Source organism: Kitasatospora sp. GP30, assembly GCF_029892145.1.
In the GTDB taxonomy this organism is placed as follows: domain Bacteria; phylum Actinomycetota; class Actinomycetes; order Streptomycetales; family Streptomycetaceae; genus Kitasatospora; species Kitasatospora acidiphila.
The window spans coordinates 16,059-27,948 of the sequence record NZ_JARZAH010000029.1; the positions used below are offsets into that span (position 1 = coordinate 16,059).

Consider the following 11,890-nt stretch of genomic DNA (forward strand, 5'->3'; position numbering starts at 1 on the left):
GCCAGAACGTTACGTGGTCGACGGCGCGGGCCGTGGCGCGGTCCTGATGGTCAGTCAGGTCGGTCTCTCGCGCCGGGGGCTGCCGAGCCGGCATACCCGAATGGCCTAACAGGAGAGCCCAGCCCCGGCTCGTTCGGCGCAGCGTGGAAGTACCGGACCCGACTTTGCCCAAGGAGGTAAACGGTATGTCTGTCCTGGAAACCTACGACTTCGTGGTCCCTGGTAAAGGGGACCAGGAGGCGGTGCGCCACCTGGTCGCCACCAGCGAGGCCTCCAAGTCCTACGGCCCCGGCTCCGCCGATGGCCTGGCGCTGCTCCTGATCGCGGCCGCCCTCCTGCTGGAGGCTGACCCGCGGAAGAAGGAGCCGGTCGAGGACGCCTTCGTCGGCTCGGTCCAGAACCTCGCCTGCGCGGCGGCGTTCTAAGAGGACCCGGAAGCCCCGTGCCCATCAACCACGAGACGGTGTCTGGCGCGGTCGACTCGGCCGCCCAGGCACTGGCCGCCGACCTGGTCGAGGCGATCAGCGGCACGGCTGACCCGTTCAGCCTGTACCGCAAGATCGCCCAGCAGCCCGAGCAAGTGCCAGCGCTGGCCGCCATCCGGGTACTCGGTGCCGATGTGCTCAGCGTGTACCTGCTGGCCGGCCACGCGTTTCCGGCCGCCGACGCCCAACTGGTTCACGCCGCCGTCGGCGCCTTCCCCGCACCGCCCGGCACCGACCCCGACGGCGCCCTCTGGGCGCTGCGCGATCAGGCGCTGAGCGCCGCACTGGCCGAACTCGGCGTGGCCGCCGACGGCTGGCCCGGGTTGGCCGGGACCGCGGTGGCGCCGACCGAGGTGCCGCACTGGGCCGCCTGGTCCACCGAACTGGTCCGCTGCTCATCGCTGGCGCTCCCGCCGGTGGCCAGCCCGCTGCGAGAGCAGGCCCGCCGCCGCCGGCTCGACCTGGTGCGCGGTGTCAGCCGCGCGCTGCTGCGCCGCGACTACCCGAGCGCCGCCAAGCTGGCCCGCTGGCTGGCCCTGGACGAGCAGCAGGCCCCCGAACCGCTGCTGGCCCCGGCCCTGGAACACCTCGAATTCCTCGCCGCCGACCAGCCGCGCACCATGCTTGACGTCGCGTTGGCCCGCCGGTTCGCCCGAGGGGAGAGCTGAATGGACGTCACCACGGTCCGTCAGGCCCAGCACGTCGCCGACCAGGCGATGGCCTGGCTCGGGCGGATGCGCGCGAGCTTCGCGCTGCCTCGGGACGTGCCGTACTGGGAGATACCCGGCAACTCCCTCAAGGCGCTCGCCGAAGTGGCGATGGCCGCGGCGGTCGTCCGTCGCGAGGCGGTGGCCGGACCGGAGACCGCGCGGACCGCCGAGGAACTACTGGACTTCGCCTGGCGCGAGTACGGCGACGGTGAACTGCTCCACACGATGCAGCGGCACACCCCGCCCGCCACCCACCCGCTGGAGATCTACTCCAACTTCGCCATGGCGGGCCTGCACCACCCGCCGCTGGAACGCTTCGTCGCCCATCTGGCGGGTCTGCGTGCGGCCGCCGTGCCCGAGCACGTGCCCAACCGGCGCCTCGCAGTGGTGGCGGCCCAGCGGCGGATCGGTCTGCCGGACCGTGATGACGTGCCGGCCCTGGTCGCACAGACCTGGTTGGGCGGTACCCCCGAACCCTGGATGCTCGACACCTACAACGCCTACGGCGTCACCCACACCGTCTTCCACCTCACCGACTGGGGCAGGAATCCGGACGGCATCGACCCGCGGCTGCAGGAGTACCTGCACCGCTGGCTGCCGGTCTGGGTGGAGGTGTTCACCGAGACCCGTTCCTGGGACCTGCTCGGTGAGCTGCTGGCTGTGGACGTCTGCCTGTCCGAGCCCGACTGGTATCCGCAAGCCTGGGAGCAACTCGCGGCAGGGCAGCGGGAGGACGGGATGCTGCCCAACGGCATCACCCGCCCGTCCGACGACCCGCTGCATGCCTTCACCAACCACAACCACCCGACCATCGTGGCCGCCGTCGCCGGCACCCTGACCGTCTCCCGGGCCCTGGCGGTGGCGTCATGACCGCCGCCACCGGTGCCGGCCTGGCCGACCTGCTGGCCGGGCAGACCGCCGCGCTGCTCGCCGAACGGCAGGTGCCCGGGCTGGCTGCGGCCGTCGTCCAGGGCCCGGAGCAGGAGCTGCTCACCGCAGGCTGGGCGGCGGCCGGGCGGCTGGTCGGCCCCGGCACCACGTTCGCTCTCGGGTCGCTCACCAAGACCTTCACCGGACTGCTGCTCGCCGACATGGCCGAGCGCGGCGAGGTCCGCTACCACGACTCGATCTCCGTCCACCTGCCCGGTTACGCGGCGCCGGCCACGACGGTCACCCTGCTGGAGCTGGCCACCCACACCGGCGGCCTGCCCAGGGTGCCGCCCAGCCTCTACCGGCGCGCCGCCCGGCACTGGTTGAGCAACCCGTACCGCCGCTACCGCCTGCAGGACCTCTACCACGACGCCGCACGGCTGCACTCCAGGCGGCGGGGCCAGGTCCGCTACTCCACCTTCGGCGTCGGCCTGCTCGGGCAGCTGCTCGCCAACGCCGCCCGCACCGACTACGCGACCCTGCTGACCGAACGGGTACTGCGGCCGCTGGGCATGCGGGACACCCTGGTCGCCGGGCCGCACGAGCTGCTGCCAGGGGCGGCCACCGGCTACCACCACGGCCGCGCCGTCGAGCACTGGACGTTCGACGCCCTGGTCGGCGCCGGCGCGATCTACACCAGCGGCCCCGATCTGCTGCGCTTTCTGCAGGCCCAGCTGCGGCCCGAGTCGGTGCCGGAGCTGACCGCCGCGCTGATGGCGAGTCAGCAGGAGCGGGCGCGGCCGGAGCACGGCGCCAACCAGGTGGCGCTGGTGTGGAACCGGCGGGAGACGGACGGCCGGACCCTGCTCTGGCACACCGGTGGCACCCGCGGTTTCACGGCCTACCTGGGGTTCAGCCCGGACGCGCGGGCCGGTGCGCTGGTGCTGGCCAACGCCGGGCCGACACTGCCGCAGCCGGTGGTGCGGGCCGGACGCCGACTGCTGAAAGCCGTGGTGTTCTGAGCGGGGTGCGGTCCGGTTGACCATGGTCTTCTGAGCCCGGTGTGGTCCAGTCGACCATGGTGTTCTGAGCCGGGGCATGCCAGAGTCTTTCCAGTTCGTCCGACCCACCCTCACATCGGATTACTGGAAGGCAGGTCCCACCCTGATGACCAGCGCACCCGCAGGCCCGCTCGTCCGCGTCAGCACGGCCGGCTCCGTCACCACCCTGGAGCTCGACTCGCCGCACAACCGCAACGCGCTCTCCACCCGGTTGATGGCCGAACTGACCGAGGGCCTGGCCCGGGCCGCCAAGGACCCGCAGGTGCGGGCCGTGGTGCTCGGCCACACCGGCAAGGTGTTCTGCGCGGGCGCCGACCTGTCGGAGGCGACCGGTGACGATCCGACCGTCGGGCCGCGCGGCTTGGTCGACCTCCAGCGCGCCATCGTGGAGTGCCCCAAGCCGGTGATCGCCTACGCCAACGGGCACGTCCGGGCCGGCGGGCTCGGCCTGGTCGGCTCGGCGGACCTGGCGATCGCCGGACCGGCCTGCACCTTCGCGTTCACCGAGGTGCGCCTCGGCCTGGCTCCCGCGGTGATCTCGCTGCCGCTGCGGCCCAAGCTGGAGCCGCGCGCCGCGGCCCGCTACTACCTGACCGGGGAGACCTTCGACGGCGCCGCTGCGGCCCGGATGGGCCTGGTGACGATCGCGACCGACGAGCCCGAGCAGGCGCTCGCCCAGGTGCTGGACGCCCTGCGGCTGGCCTCCCCGCAGGGGCTCGCCGAGACCAAGCGCTTGGTCAGCGCCGAGGTGCTGGCCTCGTTCGAGGCCGACACCGAGGCCCGGGTGGCGCAGTCGGCGCGGCTGTTCGGCTCACCCGAGGCCCAGGAGGGGATGCGGGCGTTCCTGGAGCGCCGCCCCGCGCCGTGGGCGGTGCCCGGCGCCTGACCCAGTGACCTGCTGTGATGTTCGTCCCCCGGCGCTCGGGCGGGTGCCGGGGGCGGCTACGGTGTGCGCATGCCCTTTGCCGCCCGCCTGCTCGCCACCGTCCGCACCCGGGCCCGCCACGCCACCGGGCGGGCCGTGCACCGGGGCTGGCGCTGGGTGCAGACCCGTGGCGCGGTCAGCAGCGCCAGCCCGGGCCCGTACCGGTTCGGCGAGTTGGGCGACGGCAGCACCCTGGCCTTCCCGACCGGCACCATATTCAACGAGAGCTCGATCAGGATCGGCCCGTTCTGCATCATCGGCGAGCGGGTCACCCTGTCGGCGGGCTTCCTGCCCGGCCTGGACCTCGGCCCGGAGCCGGTGATCACGATCGGCGGCGGCTGCGTGATCGGCCGGGGCAGCCATCTGGTGGGCCATCAGTCGATCGTCCTCGGTGACGACGTCTGGACCGGCCCCAATGTCTACATCAGCGACCAGGCGCACGAGTACCGGGACACCACGCTGCCGATCGGCAAGCAGTGGCCGCGCAACGAGTCGGTGGAGATCGGCTCCGGCAGCTGGATCGGCACCGGCGCGGTGATCCTGCCGGGTGCCCGGCTGGGCCGCAACGTGGTGGTGGCCGCCGGCTCGGTGGTGCGCGGCGAGATCCCCGACTACAGCGTGGTGGCCGGCGCCCCCGCCAAGGTGGTGCGCAGCTTCTCCGACGTCGACGGCTGGCAGCCGCCGTTCCGGCACGCCGCGCCCACCCCGCTGCCGGACGGCATCACCGCCGAGCAACTGCGGGCCCTGGTCGGCTGGGACCTGCGGCCGCCGACCGGGGAGTGAGCACGATGACGAGCAGTGTCGAGCTGCGGCCCGCCGAACTCGGTGACCTGGAACCGATCGTCGAGCTGCGGGCCGCGGTGATGCGCCCCGACCTGGAGCGCCTGGGCCGCTACGACCCGCACCGGGTCCGGCAGCGGATGCGCGACGCCTTCCAGCCCGAGCACACCAGCGTCATCCTGGTGGACGGCGCCTTCGCCGGGAGCGTCGCACTCCGTCCGGCCGACGACGGCCACTGGCTGGAGCACTTCTACCTCGACCCGACGCTCCAGGGGCGCGGCATCGGGACGGCCGTGCTGGCACGCGTCCTGGCGGACACGGGACTGGTCCGCCTCAACGTCCTGCAGGGCAGTCCGGCCCGCCGGCTCTACGAGCGCTTCGGCTTCGCGCAGGAGCGGGCGGACCCGGTGGACGTGTTCATGGTGCGGGGCTGAGGAGCCGTCAACTCGCTTGCCAGGGGCGGTAATAGCCCTCCCGCAACGGGCCACCGACTTGGTCCAGCACTTGGCCGGCGTGCTCCAGGAAGGCGGCCGGGTCGGTGGCGGCCGTGCGGCGCGCGGTGAGTAGCGCGGTGCCCAGCTGCGGGTCGGCGGCGCGCAGGCGGCGGGGGAGCCACTTGCCACTGCCGGTCCAGGCACGCCGGTGGTCGCAGAGCAGGTCGGCCGCTTGGCACAGGGCGTGGTCGGCGAGGGTGCCGCGTTCGTCGGGGTCGGCGGCATCGTCGAGGTCGTCGAGTACCTCGGTGAGGGCGTAGCGGAGGGCCTCGCGCTGAGCGGCGGTGAGCGGTGACGGGCCGGCGGATAGCTCGGCTGCGGCCGCCGCCTGGAACTGGGCGACCTGGCCGCTCGGGTCGAGGAGCACCACGCCCTCGGCGTACATCCGCTGCATCACCCCGCGGCGGTCTGCCCGCCCGGCTGCGAACAACTCCGGTAGGACCTCCGGGGTGTGGGCGAACAGCTCGATGACGCGGCCCTCGAAGCGCAGGGTCTGCCGGTAGCTGGCCCCGGTCACCAGCACTGCCAGGTCGAGGTCGCTGGTGGCCGTCTCTCGTCCCTGCGCGGCCGAACCGGCCAGCACGGCGCCAACTGCCTTGACGACGTGGGTGCTGATGAAACGCCGGGCCTGGTCGATGGCGGTCACAGGGTGAGCACCGCGCAGGGGCCGGCCGGGGTGGGGGTTGGGGTGGTGCTGGGGTGGGTGATCAGGGTGGCGTCGAGGGTGGTCAGGTCGATGGCGAGGTGGGGGCGGCCCGGGGCGGGGTGCAGGGTGGCCGGCGGGTGCAGGGTGATGGCGGGGTCCGGGTGGCGGGTGATCAGGTTGAGTGCGGTGACCGGGCCGCCGAGCAGTCGGCAGGCGGTGGCCGCGCCGCCCGGGAAGGCGAAGGGCTGCAGCGGCGGTACCACGACCGGCGGTGCGTCCCCGATGGTGAGCTCGATGCCCTCGCCGGACAGCACCGTGAGGATCCGCTGCTGGTCGGGGAAGGCGGAGAACGGGCCGTCGGCGGCGATCTCCGCGAGGCTGACGCGCGAGAAGTCGGTGCTGACGACTTCTCGCGTCACCCCGCCGCCGTTGCGCCAGGGGGTGGGGTGACGGTCGGCCGCACGCAGGTGTTCAACAGGCATAGCGGGCACCTTAACCGGCTACCCCCGCCACCAGTGGCGCAGGCGGGCGATGGGGCGCAGGCGGGAGGGCCGGGCCGCTCCCTGGCGGAGCATGGCGAGGCCGTTCCACCGCGGGTCGTCGGGGGAGAGGGCCGGCGTCCGGCGCTGCGCCTGGGCGCGGATCTCCTGGTGGGCCTCGTAGGAGGTGACGCGCATCGAGTGCTCGAAGGCGACCAGTGCACCCTGGAGCGCCGAGCCCGCACTCCCGCGCCGGCGCACCACACCCCGCAGCCAGGTCAGGACGCCCAGCAGCGCGAGCAGCGCCCCGAACACGATGAGGTCGGGTAGTAAGTCGCTCATGCCCGCTCAACTCCTCAGCGTGCGACCGAGTTCCGCGAACCGGCCGGGCCGGCCGCGAGGTTGTCGCCGCAGCGGTCAACTCCGGGTGGCCTGCGGGCGGTTGACCACGAGGGAGAGGCCGGCCGCGCCCGCGCCGGCGGCGGCCACGGTGGTGAGGGCGAGTGGCAGGCCGGCGGCGTCGGCGAGGAACCCGATCACCGGCGGACCGATCAGCATGCCCCCGTAGCCGAGCATGGAGGCGGTGGCCACGCCGCCCGGGCCGCCGGTCTCGCCGGCCCGGGCGATGGCGAGCGGGAAGAGGTTGGAGAGCCCGAGGCCGACCAGGACGAAGCCCAGCAGCACCACCGGCACCGACGGGGTGAGTGCGGCCACCAGCATCCCCGCCCCGGCGAGCAGGCCGCCCGCGACCATCAGCCGGGCCGGCCCGAACCGGATGGACAGCCAGGTCCCGGCCAGCCGGCCGGCGGTCATCGCGAACGCGTAGGTGGCGTAACCGAACGCGGCGACGGCGGCACTCGCGTGCGCGTCGTCGGTCAGGTGCAGAGTGGCCCAGTCCGCCAGCGAGCCCTCGCCGTAGGAGCTGCAGAGCGCGGTGAGGCCGAGCAGCAGCACCAGCAGGCGGGCATGCGGCACTCGGACGCCAACGTCGACCCGGTCGACTTCCCGTGCGCCAGCACGCGTGCCCGCGCCCGGGTCGGCCGCAGCCCCCGGTGCCCCGCGCAGCAGGACCGCCCCCGCGAATCCGGTGACCAGCAGCCCCAGCAGGCCGCTCAGCGTCAGTGCCCAAGTGGCCGTCAGCGGCCCGGCGAGCAGCCCGCCGACCGCCGCGCCGAGCAGCCCGCCGAGGCTGTAGCCGGCGTGGAAGCTGGGCATGACGGGCCGTCGCAGCTCGGCGACCAGCTCCACGGCGGCGCTGTTCATCGCGACGTTGGCCGCGCCGTAGCCCGCGCCGAACAGCAGCAGCACCGCGCCGAGCACCGGGACCGAGTGGGCGTGCGGCGGCAGCATCACCGCGGCGCTGAGCAGCGCGAGCGAAGCCACGGTGGTGGGCCGGGTGCCGAACCGCAGGCAGAGCCGGCCGATCAGCGGCATGGTCGCGACCGCGCCGGCCGAGACGCAGAGCAGCGCCAGCCCGAGGGCGGAGTGCGAGGCGTGCACCTGGGCGCGCACATCGGGGATGCGCACCACCCAGGCGGCGAACAGAAAGCCGTCGACGGCGAAGAACGCGGTGAGCGCGAGCCGCGCAGCCGTCCTGGCCGAGGGGTCCGCTGAGCCGTTCGGGTGAGATTCGAGGGGGTGAGAGCGGGCGGGCTTTTTGTTTAGGAGCGGCACAAAGTCAGAATAGAGGAGTGCCGAACACCTCGACAAGCCGATTCGAGCCGGTCCGCCGGACCGCTCCGGACCGTGGCCGCAGCCTGCTCGGGCCGGCCCTGGAGCTGATCCACACCGGCCGGGCCCCCACCCGGTCGGCGCTCACCGCCGCGCTCGACGTCACCCGCGCCACCGCCGGGGCGATCGCCGCCGAGCTGGCCGCGCTCGGCCTGGTCACGGTCGACGCCCACCCGATCGGCAGCGGGCGCGGCCGCCCCTCGCACCGGCTGGCCCCGGCGCCCGACGGACCGGTGGTGCTGGCCGCCCAAGTGCACGCCGACGGGCTGTCGGTCGCACTCAGCGGGCTGGGCGGCGTGCTGAGCGGGCGCGGCGGCACGCTCGGCGAGGCCGTCTACCACCCGCTGCCTGCCAGCACCGAGCCCGAGCAGGTGCTCAGCGCGATCGCCGCCGCCGGCGCCGAACTGGTCCGCGCCGACCGCCGCCGCTGCCTGGGCGCCGCACTCGCCCTGCCCAACCCGGTCCGCGAACCCGAGGGCACCGCCCTGGCCGCGCTGACCTTCGGCTGGCCCGGCGGCACCCCGGTGGCCGAGCTGTTCGCCACGGCGGTCAACGCACAGGACCTGGGCCTGAGGGCCCGCCACCCGTTGCCCACCGCCGTGGGCAACGACGCCAACCTGGTGGCGCTCGCCGAGCACCGGCACGGCGCCGGTCGGGACGCCCGCCACCTGCTGCTGGTCACCTCCGGCCACCGCGGGGTCGGCGGCGCCCTCGTGGTGGACGGGCGGCTGCACACCGGCAGCGCCGGACTCGCCCTGGAGGTGGGGCACTTGACGGTGGATCCGCTCGGCCGGCCGTGCCCGTGCGGCAACCGGGGCTGCCTCAACGTCGAGACGGACCCGGAGGCGCTGTTCGCCGCCGCCGGCCGCACCCCGAACCCGTCGCTGCCGCTGCTCGACCAGGCCCGCGAGCTGGCCCGTTCGGCCGACCGGGACCAGGCGGCCCGGGCAGCCGTGGACCGGGTGGTGGACCGGCTGGGGCTCGGCCTCGCCGGCCTGGCCAACATCCTCAACCCCGACCGGATCGTGCTCAGCGGGCTGCACCAGGACCTGCTGGAGGCGGCCCCCGAGCGGCTGCCCGAGGTGGCCATGCGGCACAGCCTCTGGGGGCGCTGCGACCAAGTACCGCTGGTCGCAGCGCAGTTGTGCCACGCCGGACTGCTCGGTGCGGCGGAGCTGGCCTGGGAGCCGTACCTGGCGAACCCCCAGGAGGTACTGGCGAAGTAGCCGGACACCGGCTCGCGTACTCCCCGGGTGGTAGTCGCACTGCCGCCGCCGAGGCGACGCGCCAAGGGGCGGGTCGGCGGGACGCTCAAGGGGACAGGTCCGGTGGAGGCCGGGCCGACCCCGAGGAGATGGATCCCCATGCACACGACCGCCGCAGCCACGGTGCTGGCCACGCACGCCTGGCACCCGTGGTTCCTGTTCTTCCCGTTCTTCTGGCTGCTGTTCCTGGTGATCGTCTTCGTGGTGCTGCGCCGCACCGTGTGGCGCCGGGGTGGCTGCTGGGGGCCGTACCAGGCCGGCCGGCAGGGCCCGCTGGCGGTGCTCGGTGAGCGCTATGCCCGCGGTGAGATCGACGAGGAGGAGTACCGGGCCCGTCGGGCCGTGATCATCGAACGGCCGAGGGAGGGTGACGGAGAGCGATGAGGCCGGTGGGGCGGCGGGGCAGCGCCCCTGTCGCCCCTCACGCGCCGTGCTCTATAAGCGGAACCACTACCCCTCAGAATGACTACTTTCCGTTACAATAGATCACATGACAGAAACCCTGGGAAGCGCCCTGGACGTCGACCGCTCCGACGCCGACTACCGCCGCTGGCTCAAGGAGGCGGTACGCAGGGTGCAGGCCGACGCCAACCGCTCCGCCGATACGCACCTGCTGCGCTTCCCGCTCCCGTCCGACTGGGGCATCGACCTCTACCTCAAGGACGAGTCCACCCATCCGACCGGCAGTCTCAAGCACCGGCTGGCCCGCTCGCTCTTCCTCTACGGGCTGTGCAACGGCTGGATCAGGCCCGGCAAGCCGGTGATCGAGGCGTCCAGCGGCTCCACCGCCGTCTCCGAGGCCTACTTCGCCAAGCTGGTCGGCGTCCCGTTCATCGCGGTGATGGCCCGCAGCACCAGCCGCGCCAAGATCGAGCTGATCGAGTTCCACGGCGGCAGCTGCCACCTGGTCGACAACCCGGGCGAGGTCTACGAGGTCTCGGCCCGCCTGGCTGCCGAGACCGGCGGCCACTACATGGACCAGTTCACCTACGCCGAGCGGGCCACCGACTGGCGCGGCAACAACAACATCGCCGAGTCGATCTTCGCCCAGCTGAGCCTGGAGCCCCACCCCGAGCCCAGCTGGATCGTCGCCACCGCCGGGACCGGCGGCACCTCGGCGACCATCGCGCGCTATGTGCACTACCAGCAGTTCGACACCCGGATCTGCGTCGCCGACCCCGAGAACTCCTGCTTCTTCGACGGCTGGGTCAACCACGACCCGGACGCCAGCGTGGCCACCGGCTCCCGGATCGAGGGCATCGGCCGCCCCCGGATGGAGCCCAGCTTCGTGCCCGGCGCGATCGACCGGATGATGAAGGTGCCCGACGCCGCGTCGATCGCCACCATCCGGGTGCTGGAGCGGGTGCTCGGCAAGCGGGCCGGCGCCTCCACCGGCACCGGCCTGTGGAGCGCCCTGCGGATCGTCGCCGAGATGCGCCGGCGCGGCGAGCGGGGCAGCGTGGTCACCCTGATCTGCGACCCCGGCGACCGCTACCTCGACAAGTACTACTCGGACGCCTGGCTCGCCGAGCAGGGCCTGGACATCGCGCCCCATCAGGAGGCCCTGGAACGGTTCCTGGCCGGTGCCGCCTGGTCGGAGTGACCGCAACTCGGGCCACGGCCACGCCCGTTCAGGCGATGACCAAGTCCCGGATGTACTCCCGGGCCGACTCCGCCGCCGTCTCGGGCAGCTCCGAGTCGGTCACCCAGGTGTCCACCTCGGCCAGTTCGGCGAAGGTGGAGAGCCCGACCACGCCCCACTTGGTGTGGTCGGCGACCACCACCACCCGCCGGGCCGAGGACACGAAGTTGCGGTTGGTCTCGGCCTCCGCCAGGTTCGGCGTGGAGAGCCCGGCCTCCGGGGCGAGCCCGTGGGTGCCGAGGAACAGCAGGTCGAAGTGGAGCGAGCGGATCGCCCGGTCGGCGATCGGCCCGACCAGCGAGTCCGAGGGCGTGCGCACCCCGCCGGTCAGCACCACCGTGGTGCCGCCCGCCTCGCCCTGCCGCTGGGCCCGCTCGAAGACGTCCGCCACCCGCACCGAGTTGGTCACCACCGTCAACTGACCCACCGCCACCAGGTGTTGGGCCAGCGCAAAGGTGGTGGTGCCGCCGGAGAGCGCGATCGCGCTGCCGGGCGCCACCAGCGCCGCGGCGGCCCGGGCGATCTCCTCCTTGGCGGACAGCTCCAGCGAGGACTTCGCCTCGAAGCCGGGCTCATGGGTGCGGGCCTCCTCCACCGGCACCGCGCCGCCGTGCACCTTCTCGATCGCGCCGACCTTGGCCAGGGCGTCGAGATCCCGGCGGATGGTCATGTCGGAGACGTTCAGCCGCCGGGTCAGCTCATTGACCCGGACTCCACCACGCCGGCGAACCTCGTCCAGGATCAGTGCCCGGCGCTGCTCGGCCAGCAGGTTGCTGTTGTCGGCCACGTCCTATCGCCCCGC

General features: G+C 73.4%; 15 protein-coding genes. 10 read left to right on the plus strand and 5 right to left on the minus strand.

The window, feature by feature from the left end:
* Positions 1–185 precede the first annotated feature (185 nt).
* From P3T35_RS29290 to P3T35_RS29320, 7 genes are all read left to right on the plus strand, one after another.
* Positions 186–425 (plus strand): hypothetical protein, encoded by a 240-nt coding sequence (locus P3T35_RS29290; protein ID WP_280708415.1) that lies wholly within the window; start codon positions 186–188, stop codon positions 423–425.
* A 17-nt stretch (positions 426–442) separates the two neighbouring features.
* A complete protein-coding gene (locus tag P3T35_RS29295) occupies positions 443–1,153 on the plus strand; it encodes a hypothetical protein (protein ID WP_101379151.1) in 711 nt (236 codons plus the stop codon).
* Positions 1,154–2,065 (plus strand): hypothetical protein, encoded by a 912-nt coding sequence (locus tag P3T35_RS29300; RefSeq protein WP_101379150.1) that lies wholly within the window; start codon positions 1,154–1,156, stop codon positions 2,063–2,065. It begins immediately after the preceding gene.
* Positions 2,062–3,087, plus strand: coding sequence for a serine hydrolase (locus P3T35_RS29305; protein ID WP_101379149.1), 1,026 nt, complete (start codon positions 2,062–2,064; stop codon positions 3,085–3,087). Before P3T35_RS29300 ends, P3T35_RS29305 begins: the two co-directional genes overlap by 4 nt.
* Before the next feature lie 145 nt (positions 3,088–3,232).
* Entirely contained in the window at positions 3,233–4,012 is a 780-nt protein-coding gene (locus tag P3T35_RS29310) for an enoyl-CoA hydratase family protein (protein WP_101379148.1), read from the plus strand.
* A 69-nt stretch (positions 4,013–4,081) separates the two neighbouring features.
* Entirely contained in the window at positions 4,082–4,834 is a 753-nt protein-coding gene (locus tag P3T35_RS29315) for an acyltransferase (RefSeq protein WP_101379147.1), read from the plus strand.
* A 5-nt stretch (positions 4,835–4,839) separates the two neighbouring features.
* The gene (locus tag P3T35_RS29320; RefSeq protein WP_101379146.1) at positions 4,840–5,265 is read left to right on the plus strand and encodes a GNAT family N-acetyltransferase; all 426 of its coding nucleotides are present in this window, start codon (positions 4,840–4,842) and stop codon (positions 5,263–5,265) included.
* Between the two features lie 7 nt (positions 5,266–5,272).
* Here the strand turns inward: P3T35_RS29320 and P3T35_RS29325 are convergent, their stop codons facing one another.
* The 4 genes from P3T35_RS29325 to P3T35_RS29340 form a co-directional block, all read right to left on the minus strand.
* On the minus strand, positions 5,273–5,971 hold the full coding sequence (locus P3T35_RS29325) for a nucleotidyltransferase domain-containing protein (protein WP_101379145.1): 699 nt from the start codon (positions 5,969–5,971) through the stop codon (positions 5,273–5,275).
* Positions 5,968–6,453, minus strand: a complete 486-nt coding sequence (locus tag P3T35_RS29330) for a HutD family protein (RefSeq protein WP_101379144.1) — start codon at positions 6,451–6,453, stop codon at positions 5,968–5,970. The genes P3T35_RS29325 and P3T35_RS29330 overlap by 4 nt, the downstream gene beginning before the upstream one ends.
* Positions 6,454–6,471: 18 nt before the next feature.
* Complete coding sequence (locus P3T35_RS29335; protein WP_180356336.1) at positions 6,472–6,792, minus strand: hypothetical protein; 321 nt, start codon at positions 6,790–6,792, stop codon at positions 6,472–6,474.
* A gap of 75 nt (positions 6,793–6,867) precedes the next feature.
* Positions 6,868–8,124 (minus strand): MFS transporter, encoded by a 1,257-nt coding sequence (locus P3T35_RS29340; protein WP_101379143.1) that lies wholly within the window; start codon positions 8,122–8,124, stop codon positions 6,868–6,870.
* 17 nt (positions 8,125–8,141) lie between these two features.
* On the opposite strand from P3T35_RS29340, the gene P3T35_RS29345 reads away from it, so the two are divergent.
* The 3 genes from P3T35_RS29345 (at position 8,142) to P3T35_RS29355 (ending at position 11,049) form a co-directional block, all read left to right on the plus strand.
* The gene (locus tag P3T35_RS29345; protein WP_101379142.1) at positions 8,142–9,407 is read left to right on the plus strand and encodes an ROK family protein; all 1,266 of its coding nucleotides are present in this window, start codon (positions 8,142–8,144) and stop codon (positions 9,405–9,407) included.
* 138 nt (positions 9,408–9,545) lie between these two features.
* Positions 9,546–9,830, plus strand: a complete 285-nt coding sequence (locus P3T35_RS29350) for an SHOCT domain-containing protein (protein ID WP_101379141.1) — start codon at positions 9,546–9,548, stop codon at positions 9,828–9,830.
* Between the two features lie 106 nt (positions 9,831–9,936).
* Entirely contained in the window at positions 9,937–11,049 is a 1,113-nt protein-coding gene (locus P3T35_RS29355; protein WP_101379140.1) for a PLP-dependent cysteine synthase family protein, read from the plus strand.
* Positions 11,050–11,077: 28 nt separating this feature from the next.
* Here the strand turns inward: P3T35_RS29355 and P3T35_RS29360 are convergent, their stop codons facing one another.
* Positions 11,078–11,875, minus strand: a complete 798-nt coding sequence (locus P3T35_RS29360; protein ID WP_101379139.1) for a DeoR/GlpR family DNA-binding transcription regulator — start codon at positions 11,873–11,875, stop codon at positions 11,078–11,080.
* Between the last annotated feature and the right edge of the window lie 15 nt (positions 11,876–11,890).